The 15,751-nt window shown below is 64.6% G+C and carries 16 protein-coding genes; 11 read left to right on the top strand and 5 right to left on the bottom strand.

The window, feature by feature from the left end; all coding sequences use genetic code 11:
• Positions 1-79: 79 nt before the first annotated feature.
• From guaA to GRI68_RS13160, 7 genes are all read left to right on the top strand, one after another.
• Positions 80-1,654: a glutamine-hydrolyzing GMP synthase gene (gene guaA / locus GRI68_RS13190; protein WP_160617709.1), complete on the top strand. Its 1,575-nt coding sequence runs from the start codon at positions 80-82 to the stop codon at positions 1,652-1,654.
• 97 nt (positions 1,655-1,751) lie between these two features.
• The gene (locus GRI68_RS13185) at positions 1,752-2,765 is read left to right on the top strand and encodes a zinc-dependent alcohol dehydrogenase family protein (RefSeq protein ID WP_160617708.1); all 1,014 of its coding nucleotides are present in this window, start codon (positions 1,752-1,754) and stop codon (positions 2,763-2,765) included.
• A gap of 142 nt (positions 2,766-2,907) precedes the next feature.
• Positions 2,908-3,540, top strand: coding sequence for a serine hydrolase domain-containing protein (locus GRI68_RS13180; RefSeq protein ID WP_160617707.1), 633 nt, complete (start codon positions 2,908-2,910; stop codon positions 3,538-3,540).
• A gap of 38 nt (positions 3,541-3,578) precedes the next feature.
• Positions 3,579-3,860, top strand: a complete 282-nt coding sequence (locus GRI68_RS13175; protein ID WP_160617706.1) for a hypothetical protein — start codon at positions 3,579-3,581, stop codon at positions 3,858-3,860.
• A 68-nt stretch (positions 3,861-3,928) separates the two neighbouring features.
• On the top strand, positions 3,929-4,639 hold the full coding sequence (locus GRI68_RS13170) for an endonuclease III domain-containing protein (RefSeq protein ID WP_160617705.1): 711 nt from the start codon (positions 3,929-3,931) through the stop codon (positions 4,637-4,639).
• A gap of 60 nt (positions 4,640-4,699) precedes the next feature.
• Entirely contained in the window at positions 4,700-5,833 is a 1,134-nt protein-coding gene (locus tag GRI68_RS13165; RefSeq protein WP_160617704.1) for an alkene reductase, read from the top strand.
• Between the two features lie 3 nt (positions 5,834-5,836).
• Positions 5,837-6,487, top strand: coding sequence for an endonuclease III domain-containing protein (locus tag GRI68_RS13160; RefSeq protein WP_160617703.1), 651 nt, complete (start codon positions 5,837-5,839; stop codon positions 6,485-6,487).
• Here the strand turns inward: GRI68_RS13160 and GRI68_RS13155 are convergent.
• Positions 6,484-7,038, bottom strand: a complete 555-nt coding sequence (locus tag GRI68_RS13155; RefSeq protein ID WP_160617702.1) for a beta-class carbonic anhydrase — start codon at positions 7,036-7,038, stop codon at positions 6,484-6,486. The genes GRI68_RS13160 and GRI68_RS13155 overlap by 4 nt on opposite strands.
• A 123-nt stretch (positions 7,039-7,161) precedes the next feature.
• On the opposite strand from GRI68_RS13155, the gene GRI68_RS13150 reads away from it, so the two are divergent.
• Complete coding sequence (locus tag GRI68_RS13150; RefSeq protein ID WP_160617701.1) at positions 7,162-8,538, top strand: MATE family efflux transporter; 1,377 nt, start codon at positions 7,162-7,164, stop codon at positions 8,536-8,538.
• Here the strand turns inward: GRI68_RS13150 and GRI68_RS13145 are convergent.
• The 4 genes from GRI68_RS13145 to GRI68_RS13130 all read right to left on the bottom strand — a co-directional run bounded on the left by GRI68_RS13145 (position 8,528) and on the right by GRI68_RS13130 (position 10,401).
• Positions 8,528-9,076: a DUF924 family protein gene (locus tag GRI68_RS13145; RefSeq protein ID WP_160617700.1), complete on the bottom strand. Its 549-nt coding sequence runs from the start codon at positions 9,074-9,076 to the stop codon at positions 8,528-8,530. The genes GRI68_RS13150 and GRI68_RS13145 overlap by 11 nt on opposite strands.
• Positions 9,077-9,088: 12 nt before the next feature.
• Positions 9,089-9,511: a hypothetical protein gene (locus tag GRI68_RS13140; protein ID WP_160617699.1), complete on the bottom strand. Its 423-nt coding sequence runs from the start codon at positions 9,509-9,511 to the stop codon at positions 9,089-9,091.
• Between the two features lie 85 nt (positions 9,512-9,596).
• Positions 9,597-9,821: a zinc-finger domain-containing protein gene (locus tag GRI68_RS13135; protein WP_160617698.1), complete on the bottom strand. Its 225-nt coding sequence runs from the start codon at positions 9,819-9,821 to the stop codon at positions 9,597-9,599.
• A gap of 73 nt (positions 9,822-9,894) precedes the next feature.
• Positions 9,895-10,401 (bottom strand): DUF4402 domain-containing protein, encoded by a 507-nt coding sequence (locus GRI68_RS13130; protein WP_160617697.1) that lies wholly within the window; start codon positions 10,399-10,401, stop codon positions 9,895-9,897.
• Positions 10,402-10,610: 209 nt separating this feature from the next.
• On the opposite strand from GRI68_RS13130, the gene GRI68_RS13125 reads away from it, so the two are divergent.
• The 3 genes from GRI68_RS13125 (at position 10,611) to nadB (ending at position 15,631) form a co-directional block, all read left to right on the top strand.
• Positions 10,611-11,558 (top strand): ABC transporter ATP-binding protein, encoded by a 948-nt coding sequence (locus tag GRI68_RS13125; RefSeq protein ID WP_199799766.1) that lies wholly within the window; start codon positions 10,611-10,613, stop codon positions 11,556-11,558.
• A 509-nt stretch (positions 11,559-12,067) separates the two neighbouring features.
• Entirely contained in the window at positions 12,068-13,906 is a 1,839-nt protein-coding gene (locus tag GRI68_RS13120) for a GGDEF domain-containing protein (protein WP_160617695.1), read from the top strand.
• A 126-nt stretch (positions 13,907-14,032) separates the two neighbouring features.
• Positions 14,033-15,631, top strand: coding sequence for an L-aspartate oxidase (gene nadB, locus GRI68_RS13115; protein ID WP_160617694.1), 1,599 nt, complete (start codon positions 14,033-14,035; stop codon positions 15,629-15,631).
• Positions 15,632-15,751 lie beyond the last annotated feature (120 nt).

Genomic DNA, 15,751 nt, shown 5'->3' with positions numbered 1-15,751 from the left:
CTGCATGCCCAGCGCTCATTCCTCGTTCAGGTAATCGGGAGCGCTGGACAGAGCGGCGCGGTGGGCTTTAACGGGGCCCATGCAGCCAGACCATCTTCCCGATTCCATCCTCATCGTCGATTTCGGCAGCCAGGTGACCCAGCTGATCGCGCGCCGCGTGCGCGAGGCGGGCGTCTATTCCGAAATCGCGCCGTTTTCGCAGGCCGAGGAGGCGTTCCATCGCCTCAAGCCCAAGGGCATCATCCTGTCGGGATCGCCCGCCGGCGTGCCCGATGAAGGCAGCCCACGCGCGCCCGACATGCTGTTCGAGGCGGGGCTGCCGATCCTCGGCATCTGTTACGGCCAGCAGGTGATGACCCACCAGCTCGGCGGCGAGGTGCGGCCCGGGCACGAAACGGGTGAAGGTGGCGAATTCGGCCGCGCCTTCCTGACGGTCACCAAGTCCTGCGCGCTGTTCGACGGTTTGTGGAACGAAGGCGAGCGCCACCAGGTGTGGATGAGCCATGGCGACAAGGTCACGCGCTTCGCCGAGGGGTTCGAAATCGTCGCGGTCTCCGACGGCGCACCCTTCGCGGTGATCGCCGACGAGGCGCGCCAGTTCTACGGGACGCAGTTCCACCCCGAAGTGGTCCACACGCCCGACGGCGCGAAGCTGATCGCCAATTTCGCGCACAAGGTCTGCGGGCTGGCGGGCGACTGGACGATGGCCGAATATCGCGCGACCAAGATCGCCGAGATCCGCGAACAGGTCGGTGACGGCAAGGTGATCTGCGGCCTTTCCGGCGGTGTCGACAGCTCGGTCGCCGCGATCCTGATCCACGAGGCGATCGGCGACCAGCTGACCTGCGTGTTCGTCGATCACGGCCTGCTGCGGCTGAACGAGCGCGAACAGGTCGAGACGCTGTTCCGCGACCATTACAACATTCCGCTGGTGGTGGTGGATGCCGAGGAGCGCTTCATGAAAGGTCTCGCGGGCGAGACCGATCCGGAAAAGAAGCGCAAGTTCATCGGCGGTGAGTTCATCGCCGTGTTCGAGGAAGAGGCGAACCGGATCGGCGGGGCCGATTTCCTCGCGCAGGGCACGCTATATCCCGATGTGATCGAATCGGTGTCCTTCACCGGCGGGCCGAGCGTCACGATCAAATCGCACCACAATGTCGGCGGCCTGCCCGAACGCATGAACATGCAACTGGTCGAGCCCTTGCGCGAACTGTTCAAGGACGAGGTCCGCGAACTCGGCCGCGAGCTGGGCCTCAACGACATGTTCGTCGGCCGCCACCCCTTCCCCGGCCCCGGCCTCGCCATCCGCATTCCCGGCGAAGTGACCAAGGAGCGGTGCGACATCCTGCGCAAGGCCGACGCGATCTATCTCGAGGAAATCCGCAATGCGGGGCTCTACGACGCGATCTGGCAGGCCTTCGCCGTGCTGCTGCCCGTGAAAACCGTAGGCGTGATGGGCGACCACCGCACCTACGACAGCGTCTGCGGATTGCGCGCCGTCACCAGCACCGACGGGATGACGGCGGACGTCTATCCCTTCGACGCCAGCTTCCTCACCAATTGCGCCACGCGCATCGTCAACGAGGTGCAGGGCATCAACCGCGTGGTGTACGACTACACCAGCAAGCCGCCCGGCACGATCGAGTGGGAGTAGACCGGCGCGGGCGGAGAACCTGCGGGCGAGGGTGAACTTCTTGGACGCCTGGCCGTTGCCATCGTGAACCTGTTCACGCGCACACCGGAGCCACCCCATGAAAGCCGTCAAAGTCCGCAACCCCGCCAGTCTCGACAGTCTCGACAGTCTTGAAGTCGTCGAAATCGACGCTCCGGGCGAGCCGGGGGTCGGCGAAGTGCGGGTCAAGCTGCACGCCTCCTCGCTCAATTTCCACGACTATGCGGTCGTCGCAGGCATGATCCCGACCGAAGACGGACGCATCCCACTGTCCGATGGCGCAGGTGAAATCGAAGCGGTCGGCGATGGTGTCGAGGAATTCGCTGTCGGCGACCGGGTGATGTCGGTCTTCTTTCCGCAATGGAACGATGGCCGCCCGCCGCTGGGCAGTTTCGAAAGCACGCCGGGTGACGGGATCGACGGCTTCGCTCGCGAACAGGTCGTGAAACCCGCGCGCGCCTTTACCCGCATACCCGCCAATCTCGACTTCGCGCAGGCTGCCTGCCTGCCCTGCGCCGGGCTGACCGCATGGCGCGCGCTCATGGAGGATGGCAACCTGCAGGCCGGGCAGACCGTGCTGCTCGAAGGCACCGGCGGCGTGTCGATCTTCGCGCTGAAAATCGCCAAGGCGGCAGGCGCGCGGGTGATCATCACCTCCAGTTCGGACGAGAAACTGGCCAAGGCGCGCGATCTCGGCGCCGATCACACGATCAATTACAAAAGCAACGACGACTGGGGCCGACAGGCGTTCGACTGGTCGGACGGCGGCGTCGATCACGTGGTCGAGGTCGGCGGGCCGGGCACGGTCAACCAGGCGATCGACGCGATCCGTCCGGGCGGTCATATCCACCTGATCGGCGTGCTCACCGGGCAGAAGGGGGAGGTCGAAACCGCCGCGCTGATGCGCAAGATGGGGCGGCTTCAGGGCCTGACCGTCGGCAGCCGCGCGATGCAGTTGCGGATGATCGATGCGATCGAGGCCACGGGCATCGAGCCGGTCATCTCGGATCGCTTCGCGCTCGCCGACCTCCCCGACGCCTTCCGCCACGAACAGGACCAGAAGCACTTCGGGAAAATCGCCGTCGATATCTGACCGGCCATCGGACTCGCGCCTTGGTAAGCGCTGCGGTCTGCGGCGGGGCAATGCCGTCGTTGGCTGTCGGGCTTCCACGTCGACGCCGCTCAAGCTAGATGCCGTCGACGATGCGACCGCATCGGGACGGGAGATACCATCGATGAGACGTCACCTCTTGCTTGCAGCAACCGTACTTGCTGCTGCCTGCTCAAGCCCGGTATCTGCCGGCGACTATGCCGAAGCCGTGCTGACGCCCGGTGGCCATATCATCTCAGAAACCCATGGCGGAGACGCCCCCGGCGCGCTGTACGAAGCCGGCTCGATCGGCAAATTCGCCTGCACCATCGCGGTCTTGCGGCTGACGGATCGGGACATGGTATCGCTCGACGATACGATCGGTCGCTTGCTTCCGCAGTTTGCCGAAACGCCGATTGCGCCGATCACCTTGCGGCAAGTGCTCGCGAGCCGGAGCGGTCTGGCCGATGGACTGATGCCAGCCGTTCGCGAAGATCCGCGAAGCGTGCTGCAAACGCCCGATGCGACGACGGCGATCGGCCGCTTTGCGACCGGTCCTCTGGCCTTCCCTCCCAACTCGCAGTGGTCCTACGATCTGGTCAACTGGATCGTGGTCCAGGCCGTGCTCGAAAAAGTCGCGGGTCTTGCCGTGGACGAGTTGCTCGAGCGCGAGGTTCTTCGTCCCGCCGGGATGGGATCAAGCCGCATCTTCGTAGGCCGGCTCCGGAATGGCGCCGACGCACCGGCCAGCGACGCCCCCCTTTGCCGGGTTTCCTGACGTGCGCCGGCGGGCTCGGCACCACACCTGCAGACCTGGTGGCACTGGCCCGGTTCCCGCACATGGGCGGCCTCAGCACGAAGAGTTTGGCGGAGCTGACAACCGTGCACACGCCCGACGAGGGATATACGCTCGGCGGCCGTTTCATGTGGGAAAATGACGATCCCGCCAATCGTATGCTGAGCTGGCAAAGCGGCAGCAACGGGCCATACAAATCGCTGGTCACCTACGACCCATCCAGCGACACCGGCTTCGCTGCGATGACCACTACTGGAGACTCCGCCGAGATCGAAGATGCCCGCGCCAGATGGATGAAATAGCGCCTCTCGCAGCGGGATCACTCGCGTAATCCTTGGCAAGCGGCGCGAGGAACGGCATTCGGTCGCGGATGGAACTCCCCCTCGGCCCCGATCCGCGCACCGATACGTTGCGGCGGCTCCAGCCGCTGCTGGTGCAGCGCTTCGGGCATATCCGGCGCGCGGCGGCAGAATGGCGGGCGCCCGAATGGGTGATGGTGCAAGGGGTGATCGGGGCGCGAACCAAGTCCGAGATTTCGAACGCCGCGACCGATCGCCTGCTGAAACGGTACGGCAGTTGGGAGGGCGTGGCCGACGCCCTGCTCGCCGAATTGCAGGACGAGCTTTCCATCCAGACCTACCCCAACATCGCGGCGGAGCGGCTGAAAGCCTCGCTTACCGACCTGATCGCGCGGCGCGGGTCGGTCGATCTCTCGCATCTCGAGGACATGCCCACCGACGAAGCGATGGACTGGCTCGAACAGCTCCCCGGCATCGGGCGCAAGATTGCAGCTGGGATCATGAACGCCTCGACGCTCGATCGCCCGGTGCTGGTGCTCGACAGCCATCATCGCCGGATCCTCCAGCGCATGGGGCTGGTGCCCGAAAAGGCCGATACCGCGCGCGCCTATGCCGCGATCATGCCCGCCATGCCGCCCGAATGGTCGGCGGCCGATTACGATGAGCATCATCTGCTGATGAAGAAGGTCGGGCAAACCTGGTGCCGCCCACGCTCGCTCGATTGCGCGAATTGCGTGGCGCAATCGCTGTGCGAGACCGGACGGAAACAGCTTTCCGGCTAGCGGCTGGAACGGCGTGCCCCTCCGCTCCGTTTGGTGCTCAAACCCTACAACGGAGAATTCATGCCCCAGCACGCCCCCCTGCTCGATCCCGTCACCATCGGCGCGTTCGAAGCGACCAACCGCATCGTCATGGCCCCGCTCACCCGCAGCCGCTCAGAAGCGAAGACCAACGAACAGACCGGACTCCACGCGCTCTATTATGCCCAGCGCGCGAGCGCCGGACTGATCGTGTCCGAAGCCACCCAGATCAGCCATCAGGGCCAGGGCTATGCCTGGACGCCGGGCATCTTCACCGACAGCCAGGTCGAAAGCTGGAAAACGGTGACCGACGCCGTCCACAATGCGGGCGGGCGGATCTTCTGCCAGCTTTGGCATGTCGGCGCGATCAGCCATCCGGTGTTCCAGCCCGATGGCGGCCAGCCCGTTTCGGCCAGCGCCTGGACGCCCGAGGGCGAGGCCTTCGTCGGCGACCGGCTCGAGGATGGGCCGCAAGTTCCGTTTCAGGAATCACGCGCGCTGCGCACCGACGAGATCCCCGGCCTGATCGAGGATTACCGGCACGCCGCGAAATGCGCGGCCGAGGCCGGGTTCGACGGCGTCGAGGTGCATTGCGCCAACAATTACCTGATCGACCAGTTCATCCGCTCGGCCACCAATGATCGCGGCGACGACTATGGCGGCAGCCTCGACAACCGCCTGCGCCTGATGCGCGAGGTGGTCGACGCGGTATGCGAGGTGCTTCCGGCGGATCGCGTCGGGGTGCGACTTTCGCCGCAGGGTGGACCGGGCGGCACCGAAGACGCCAAGCCGGGCGAGACCTATCCCGCCGCCGCCAAGGCGCTGGCCGGGCGCGGGCTCGCCTATCTCCACGTGATCCGCCCCAATTCGCACACCGGCGACGGCAAGGACGAAAGCGGCGACACGGTGCTGCACAAGATGCGCGCCGAGTTCGACGGACCGTTCATCGCCAATGGCAATTTCGAACCCGACGAAGCGGCGCAATGGATCGACGCCGGGCATGCCGATGCAGTCGCGTTCGGACGCCTGTTCCTCGCCAATCCCGACCTGCCCGCCCGCATTGCGCAAGGCGGACCGTATAACGAGCCCGACGAGAGCACGTTCTATGGCGGCGGCGCGGAAGGCTACACCGACTATCCGACCCTCGAAACGGTCGACGATCCGCTGTCGGCCTGACCCTTGCTGGCGGGCGCCGAGATAGAGCGGGTCTACCGCATCCTGTCGCAGGAAATGCCCGGGCGCACGCCGGGGGCGAAAGGGCCGAAGGGCCAGCCCGACGCGTTCCGCTCGTGCATTTCCTGCATGCTCTCCGCCCAGTCGCTCGATCGCAATACGGCCAAGGCGAGCCGCGCCCTGTTCGCGCTCGCCACGACGCCGGAAGCGATGCTCGAACTCGACGATCGCGACATCGCGGCGGCGATCAAGCCGTGCGGGCTCTACAACAACAAGACCCGCTCGATCCGCCGGTTCTGCGAAACGCTGCTGGCAGAGCACGGCGGGGTGGTGCCCGATACCCGCGAAGGGCTGATGAGTCTGCCCGGAATCGGTCGCAAATGCGCCGACATCGTGCTCAGCTTCACGTTCGGAAAAGACGTGATCGCGGTCGACACCCATGTCCACCGGGTCTGCAACCGGATCGGGCTGACCGACGCGAGGACCGCCGACAAGACGGCGGAGCAGCTCGAAAACCGCTCACCTGCCTGGGCGCTTGCCGACGGACATTTCTGGCTGATCCAGTTCGGCAAGCGGATCTGCACCAGCCGCTCACCGAAATGCGAGGCATGTCCGGTAAGCGACTGGTGCGAATATTACGCCGAGGAAGTGGCCTAGTTCACCTCTTCGAGCCGGCCGCTCTTGCAGTCGTAGATGTAGCCGCGCACCGGGATCGACTTGTTGACCAGAGGATGCGATTTGATCCGGTCGACATCGTCGCGCACGCTCTGGGCGAGGTCGGCGATGGTCAGCCAGGCGATCTGGTCGGCTTCCTTCGAGCCCGGGCCGGAGCCCTCGTTGCGCCAGCCATTCTCGTCGATCGTGGCGGTCTCGAGACTGCCCGCGAGCAGGTCGCGCATGATCGGATCGGTAAAGGTCTCCATCCCGCAATCGGTGTGGTGGACGACATACCACTCATTCGTGCCGAGCAGCTTGTGCGAAATCACGAGACTGCGGATCGCGTCGTCACTGGCACGACCACCGGCGTTGCGAATCACATGCGCATCGCCTTCTTCGAGCCCGGCGAACTTCGCCGGATCGAGCCGCGCATCCATACAGGTGAGAATCGCAAGCTTGCGCGCGGGCGGCATCGCCAGCTCGCTCTTGTCCCCGAAATCTGCGGAATAGTCGGCATTGGCGGCCAGGATGCGGTCGAGATTGTCGCTCATCTTCTGTCTCCATCGGTTCCACGCGGGATTGCGAATCTGCTGGGCAGAACCCGGGAGTGTGCGGTGCGTTTCTTTTGCGCGCAAGGCCTAGGCAGGGTCGCAGGTTGGCCTTAGGGCGCGGCGATGCCAAATGGAGACACAAGCGACGAGCCGAGTTCGGCCAGGCTGACGCGCGGATCGATCCGCGGGCATTTGGTCTCGCAGACCGCCCCGATGATCGTCGGGATCGCGGCGATTATGTCGATCGGCATCGTCGACGCGTATTTCATCGGTCAGCTGGGCGCGGCGCAACTGGCGGCGGTCGCCTTCATCTTCCCTGTGACGCAGGCGCTTTCCAGTCTGGGCGTGGGCGTGATGGCCGGGATCGCCTCGGTCGTCAGCCGCGCATTGGGCCGTGGCGAAGACCGGCACGCAGAGGGACTCGCCAATCTAGGCTTCGTGCTCGCCGCCGGTGTCGGCATCGTCCTTGCGCTGGCGCTCTACGCGCTCCGCCAGCCGCTGTTCGAATTGATGCAGGCGGACGACAATCTGCTGCCGATGATCGATGCCTATATGGGCCCGTACGCGATCGGGTTCTTCGCCCTGCCCTTCATGATGGCGGTCAACGGCGCGCTGCGCGCCCAGGGCGCGGCCAAGCGATCGATGGCCGTGCTGATCACCATGGCGGCGACGAACTGGGTGCTCGATCCGATCCTGATCACCGGTGGCTTCGGCTTCGAAGGCTTCGGGATTGCCGGGGCCGCCTATGCCACGCTGGCCAGCTGGGTGATTGCCGCCACGGTCGGCTTCACCCTCCTGCAGACGAGCGATATCCGCTTCGCCCCCTCCGCCATCCGCCATTGCATGGTGAAACGCGATGCCGGCGCGCTGAGCCGGGTGGCGGTGCCATCGGCCTTTGCCAATTCGATCAACCCGGTCGGCTTGTCGATCCTGACCGCGCTGCTCGCAAGCGCGGGTCAGGATGCGGTCGCGGGCTTCGGCGCAGCCGGACGCTTGCAGGCCTTCGCCACCGTTCCACTGCTCGGCCTGTCGAGTTCGATCGGTGCGATCGTCGGCCAGAACTGGGGGGCCGGCCAGGTGGGCCGCGCGCGCTCGGCCCTGGTGCAGAGCTTCGCCTTCTCGCTTGTCTGGGGGCTTTCGGTCGCAGCGCTGCTGGTGTTCTTCCGCAGCGATTTCGCGGCGATGTTCGCCGATGACGGCGCAGTGAAGGACAGTTTCGAACGCTATGTCCTGATTGCCGCCTGGGGTTATGCCGGGTTCGGCATGTTCATCGTTGGCAATGGTGCGCTCAACGCGATCGATCACGCAGCCTGGGCGCTGGGGCAATCGATCGTGCGGGTCGTGCTGTTCATGATCCCCGTCGCTTGGCTGCTGCGCAGCGCTTGGGGCGAGGATGCGATTTACGCCGCCGAGCTTTCGGCCAATGTGCTGGGCGGCGCGCTGGCAGTTGCGGTGGCGCTGTGGTTCGTGCGCGAGGGACGCGCGAACGCTACCAGCTGAAGCCCGCCTCCACCGCGCGTTTTTCTGCTGCGGTCGAACGCCGGCCAAGCACGTCGTTGCGGTGCGGGAAGCGCCCGAAGCGTGCGATCATCCGGTGGTGGCTGCGGGCGTAATCGAGCGAGGTGCCGAGCGCCGCGAAGGCCCTCAGGCTCAGTTCCTGGTCGCGAATGTCCTCGCTGTGCATCAGCGGCATGTAGAGGAATTGGCGCTGCTTGCGGTTCAAGTGCGCATCCCAGCCGCGCGCGATTTCGCCATGGGTGATCGCCCGGGCGAGCCCGTCGCTGGAAAAGGCGCGCGGATCGTCGCGGAAGATGTTGCGCGGCACCTGGTCGAACAGCACCACGGCCCCCAAGGCCATGCGCGGCGAGGAGAGGAATTCCGCCGCGGGGCGACGATGGAGCATGTTCCAGTAGCGGGCAAACCGCCGCTCGATGGCGGCATCCACATGAGAACCCCCGCGAAACCAGTCGCGGGGGCCGAGTTCATGAAACCAGAAATGCAGCAATTGCGCCGCCCACGGTCTTGCAACCATGCTCATCGCGGCGCTTGTTCAGCCTTCGTCTTTATCTGCGCGGGCGTAAGGCACGAATTCCTCGAGACTCACGAGGCCGGTGAGGAAATTCCCGCTCCGCGAATAGGTTTCGAGCTGCTCGTTCTCGCACAGGTTCGAATCGATCCCGTAGCGACGGATCACGAGGATATCGTCGGCGTCGAGCGATTCGGGATTGGACGTACGGTTGAGATAAACCGTGCTGCCATTGCGAACCACGATACCCTCGCCATCGACGATGGTAATCCGGGCATTGGCAAAGGTGGTAACGCACCGCTCGGGATCCCCAGCCACACGATCGCCGATCAGGCGCTCGAGCTGCTGTTCACCGCGCGTTTGCTGGCTGTCGTCCTTGGCCAAGGCAGGCCCGGCGACAAGGCCGAGGGCGGCGACGGAAGCGAGTGAGGCAATGATAGGGCGCATGGGTCTTCTCCGACTGTTTCGAATCGATAACGACTCGTATGCCGGAAATATCCTGAACCTATGCTGAGGGATTTCTTTGCCGAAATTACGCGGCGGGGTCGTAGACGAACCGGCGATCGCAATAGCCGCAATCGACGAAACCGCGCTCGTCGATCTGCATGTAGACGCGCGGATGGCCGAGCGCGACGGGCTTCACGCCCTTTGGCGCGCGGATGTGTTCGGCCCCGTCGCACCACACGCTGCGGGTATCGACCGACACCGTTTCGGGTACGAGGGCGCTATCGGCGGGGGCATCGGGAACCTGGCTCATGGCCGCATCCCTTAGCAACCGGTGCGCGAGCCGCAAAGAGGCTTTGCGCACGGGCTGATAGACCGCTTCGGCGTCACTGGTACTCGATATTGACGACCACTTCGCCGCTGTAGCGGCCCGGCGCCTGATCGCCCGCGACATTGAGCCTGCCGCCGAGACGGAATTCGAACACGCCATCGGTGGTGAGGATCAGCCCGCTCGCGGTGCGATTGCGGGTGCGATAGGTCCACAGGTCGGGGCTGGTGTTGAGCGTCAACGCATCGACGATGATGTCGTCCCCCGGCCCTTCGAGCACGATGTCGCGTTGCGGCACGCTGATCCGCACGCGCATCAGCCAGGCCCCGTAGCCGGCGAAGGACGCCGCCCGGCACTGCCCCTGCAAACCCATCGAACTTGCCGTGCTGCACTCGCTGGTCGCCGGGTTGAGCGTCACCTGCCCGCCCCCGCTGTTGCCGATCGCGATCGCTCCGAAATCCATGTCGTCGATCTTGACCAGTGTCAGCGGCCTGACGACAGTAACGCGGGCTTCGGCGCTGGCGCTTTGCGCCTGCGCGGCTTGGGGCGCAAAAAGGCACAGCAAGCCCGCGATGCCGCATGGCACCATTGCAAGCCGGCGCGCGATTCGCCCGTGTCTGATAATTGTCCCGTCCATCCAGCATCCCGTCTACCCGCACCGGGTGAACGGACTTCTGCAGGATCGTGGTTAATTTCGCTTTACCATCCAGACACGGTGCCGGTTGAATCGGTCCAGGGATCCGCAGGCCTTGCGTGCGATGCATCGCTTGGGGCATGGGTCGCGGCGTGAACGAACCAGCCGCCATCGCCATTCGCGACCTCGCCAAGACCTATCCCGGCAGCGGCAAGGCGCCGCCCAAGCACGCGCTGAAAGGCGTCAGCTTCGAAGTGCCGCAAGGCGGCGTGTTCGGCCTGCTCGGCCCCAATGGTGCGGGCAAGTCCACCCTCATCAACATCCTTGCCGGGCTCGTTTCCAAAAGTTCGGGCAGCGCGGAGATCTGGGGCTTCGATATCGATGCCAATCGCCGCAATGCGAAAGCGAGCATCGGGATCGTGCCGCAAGAGATCGTGTTCGATCCGTTTTTCACGCCGTTCGAAGTGCTCGAAATCCAGGCCGGGCTCTATGGCGTGCCGCCCGAAAAGCGCCGCTCGATGGAAATCCTCGAGCAGCTCCGCCTTGCCGACAAGCGCGATGCCTATGCCCGCACGCTGTCGGGGGGCATGAAGCGCCGCCTGCTGATCGGCAAGGCGATGGTCCATTCGCCGCCGATCCTGGTGCTCGACGAGCCGACTGCCGGCGTCGATGTGGAATTGCGCCGCCAGCTATGGGAACTCGTCACCGGGCTCAACGAGCAGGGCGTGACCGTGGTGCTGACCACGCACTATCTCGAAGAAGCCGAGCAATTGTGCGACCGGATCGCGATCATCAATCACGGCGAGCTGATCGCCAACAAGCCCACGCGCGAGCTGATCGACATGGCGCGCGAGAAGATCGTCCGCGTCTCGGTCGACAAGGATCTCGCCGGCCCACCGATGGAAGAGGTCTTCACCAAGAGCGAGGCGATTGCCGACCGCGTGCTCGAAGTGACCTACGATCGCGACAAGGCAACCGCGGGCCAGGTGCTCGCGCTGATCCAGCAGCACGGCTATGCCATCGAGGACGTCACCACCCGCGAAGCCGATCTCGAAGACGTGTTCGTCCAGCTGACCGCCGACGGCTAGGCCGGGCCCACCCGTTTGCCCTCCGCCTGTGCGGCGGCGGGGCGCCCTTGCGCCAGTCGCGGTGGTCGCGGCGCCAGATCGCGGCACCGCACACCGCACAGATCCCGGTCATGAACACGTCCCGTGTCCGAACCCGGTTTCGGACCGGTTTATGATAATTCCTAAGGCAATGCAGTCTTTGCAGGATCATGCAGAGGCTCCGTCTGCGTCGGCACAGCCGACCCGATCGGGACGATCGTTTGGCTGTTGCGACAAGGCTTCGACGTGCCTTTCTTCAAGAGATACGGACGCTCTTTGAACTGATGAAGTCTAACAGCGGAACACGTGTTCGCATCGCTTCACCCGGCAATCTGATGGCGCCAGACCGACCGGACGTCATCATCACCGGATCGCGGGCAACCGGCCTCACCGCACAGCTTTCTGCCCGATGTGTTTCATGCCTCGCTAACCTTTGATCAACTGGCCGTCGCTAACCCGGCCATGTGACAATATTCCCATCCTTGCTGACGATGTGGCACCAGATCATCGCTCCGGCAGCGATCGTCGTCATGCTTCTCACGAGCCCGGCGAACGCAGCGCGCTGCGTCGGTAGTTCCGATCCGGTCGTCAAGCGGATGGAACTCGCCACCGGGCGGGATCCTTCCGCAGCCGTCGATATGATCGACGACGCCATCGCAAATACCGACCCTGCCAACCGCCGGCGGCTGGCAGAACTGTATGTCGCGAAATCGCAGGCCCTCAACATGAGCGGCTCCCCATCCGAAGCGCCGTTGAAGAAGGCGCGCAGCATCGGCGGACCTTTCGGCCCGACCGATAACCTCGGCATTTATCTGCGCCTCACCGAGGCTTACGGGAATACCGCCGCAGGCGAAGTTGCGAAGGCGCTGAAATCGATCGTTCCCGACTTCGAGGCCTTGCCCGACGGCAGTCCCGCCAAGACGTGCCGCGGCGCCGACCTGGCGTTTTTCAATTTCGCGATCCGACGCACTTTCCAAGCGATGACGTTCGCCACGCAGGCATACCGAAATGCCGACCGGAACAGGAACTCGTTCGAGCGGGCGCATGCGGCATCGATCCTGGCGTATATCGTGATGGCCGGGCGCGACTTCGACTACTCCGACGAGCTGCACTCGGAAGCTTACGCGATCCAGCGCGAACTCGGTCTGAGCGACCTTGCGGCCAATCAGCTGCTCGTGCGGGGCTACTCCTACCTCGATCGCAAGATGGCAGACCGGGCGGTTGAGGATTTCGAGGCATCTCTCCGCGAAGCGCGAAGCTACGGCAACCCATATGCGGTCAACTTTGCGCAATTGGGGCTTTGCCACGCCAATCTCGAGCACAAGATGACAGAGCGGGCGGCCCCCGCTTGCGAAGCTGCCTATGAGGGACTGACCAACTCGGGCGAGCGAATAGACGGAGCGGCCATCACGCTCATGGCGAGGCTCGAGGTGGAGCGGGGTAACCCGGCTCGAGCCCTGCAATTGCTTACGCCGATATTGGAGGCAAGCGACGACGTTGCCCCGTCTCTGCTGTGGATCATGGCGCAGGAAGCGCGCGCGCAAGCCCTCTTCCTGACGGATCGTGATGAAGAGGCGTATTTTGCGTTGCGCAAGGCGAACGCCATATCCAAGGAATATCACGACCGCGAATTGCAAGACGGCGTCGCCGCGCTGCAGGCACGCTTTCAGACCGAGGAATTGCAGAAGCGTCTTGCGGCGGAGGAAATGGCGAGCAGCGCGCGCCTGCGACTCGTGATCGCGGTGATCGTAGGATCCGTTGCGATTCTTGCGCTGCTCGGCGCGCTGATCTTCATTCTGTTGCGGCACCGCCGCAAGTTCCACCGGCTCGCGATGACCGACCCGCTGACCGGGCTCGCCAATCGGCGGGCAACGCTCGAACAAGCGAAGGAGGCGCTCCGTGGCCTGGGGCAGGCAAGGCCGCGCGCATCGATCGCTCTGATCGACCTCGACCACTTCAAATCGTGCAACGACAGGTTCGGTCATAATGCGGGCGACCTGGTCCTGCGCGAGTTTGCGCGGATCATGGAATGCTGCGTTCGCCCGAGCGACATCGTCGGGCGGTGGGGCGGTGAGGAATTCATCGTGATCTTTCCGGCCACGAACGCGCAAAAGGCAGCAAACATCGTGAATCGGATCCGCGCGTCCGCTGCGCACGAACGCTTCGCCTTTTCGCCCGATTACCGGTTGGAGTTCAGCGCCGGAATCGCGATGCTCGACGAGATGGACGAGGTGGACGCCTGCATCACACTGGCCGACAAGCGCCTCTATGCGGCGAAGGCGCAGGGACGCGATCGGACCTGCCTTGAAGAGGCCGAGGGCGAAACCTGATTGCCTGGTGAAACCTGCGGCGCCACCACCCCCACCCTGCCCTCACGGCAGCTCCGCCGTGATGGACCACGCTGAGAAATTCCACTCCGGCTTGCGGCCTCCACGCGCTCCCGCCATGACGGGGGAATGACCGAAAGAAATGACTCCACTACGCACGATGTCATCGTGATCGGATCGGGTGCAGCGGGGCTGACCGCGGCGCTCGAGCTGGCGGAAAGCAAAAAGGTGCTGGTGCTCGCCAAGGGTTCGCTCACCGGCGGGTCGACCGCCTGGGCGCAAGGCGGGATCGCCGCGGTGCTCGATGCCGGCGACACGTTCGAGAACCATATCCGCGATACGATGATCGCAGGCGCGGGGCTGAACGATCGCAAGACGGTCGAATTCGTGATCGAGCGCGCGCCTGCCGCGATCGACCGCTTGTGCGAATTGGGCGTCCCCTTCAACCGCGACAGCGGACATTTGCATCTCACCCGCGAGGGCGGGCATTCGCATCGCCGGATCGTCCATGTCGACGATGCCACCGGATGGGCGGTGCAGGAAGCCTTGCTCAACGCCGCCAAGGCCAATCCCAACATTACCCTGCTGCCGGGCCGGAGCTGCGTCGATTTCATCACCGGGCGCAATGCCGAGCCGTTTTCGGGCGCGGGCCATGTCTGGGGAGTCTATGCGCTCGACGAGGAAACCGGCCGGGTCGAAGCCCATGTTGCGCGCGCGACGATCCTCGCCGCGGGCGGCGCGGGTCGCGTCTACCAGTTCAGCACCGCGCCGAGGGGCGCGACGGGCGACGGGATCGCAATGGGCTGGCGCGCGGGCTGCCGCGTTTCCAACATGGAGATGATGCAGTTCCACCCGACCTGCCTCTACAATCTCGAGGTCAAGAATTTCCTCGTTACCGAGGCGGTGCGCGGCGAAGGCGGGCGGCTCTACAACCCCGTCACCGGCGAGCGCTACATGGAGAAATACGATCCGGAGCGGATGGAGCTCGCCCCGCGCGATGTCGTGGCGCGCGCGAACGACGACCAGATCAAGCGCTATGGCCTCGACTACGTCCATCTCGATATCAGCCACAAGCCGCCCGAATTCGTGAAGGAGCATTTCCCCACGATCTACGACAAGCTGATCGGGCTGGGCATCGACATGACGAAGGAACCGATCCCGGTCGTCCCCGCGCAGCATTACACCTGCGGCGGGGTGGTGATCGACCTTGCCGGTCGCACCGATTTGCCCGGGCTTTGGGCGGCGGGCGAAGTGACCGAAAGCGGTCTCCACGGTGCCAACCGGCTGGCATCGAACAGCCTGCTCGAATGCTTCGTTTTCGGCGAAGCGGCGGGCAAGGATATCTGCGCGAAATGGGATACGCTGCCCGAACCGCCGCCGATCCGCGAATGGGATGCCAGCCGCGTGACCGATTCCGACGAGGAAGTCGTCATCAAGCAGAACTGGACCGAGATCCGCCGCTTCATGTGGAACTATGTCGGCATCGTGCGCACCACTAAGCGCCTCGAACGTGCGCGCAACCGCATCGCCATGATGCAGGACGAGGTGGCGGATTATTACGGCAGCTTCCGCGTCACGACCGACCTGATCGAACTGCGCAACCTGCTGCAAGCCGCCGAACTGATCGTGCGCAGCGCCCTGCAGCGCCACGAAAGCCGCGGGCTGCACTTCACGCTGGATTACCCGGAGACGGACGAGGAGCCGGTGGATACGGTGCTGGTGCCTTGAAGCATAGTCAACTCAGAGCCGCCGGACATAATATCGCCGACAGTCTCTCAAGCGGTTGCAGCGTCGTGTTTGGAGTGTTCGACAATCTGGTGTGGGAGTCCGTCGAACTAACTCGGGCCG

Source organism: Alteriqipengyuania halimionae (assembly GCF_009827575.1).
In the GTDB taxonomy this organism is placed as follows: Bacteria; Pseudomonadota; Alphaproteobacteria; order Sphingomonadales; family Sphingomonadaceae; genus Alteriqipengyuania_A; species Alteriqipengyuania_A halimionae.
Note: the sequence above shows the minus strand (reverse complement) of the source record. Positions and strands in the feature narration are given on the sequence as shown.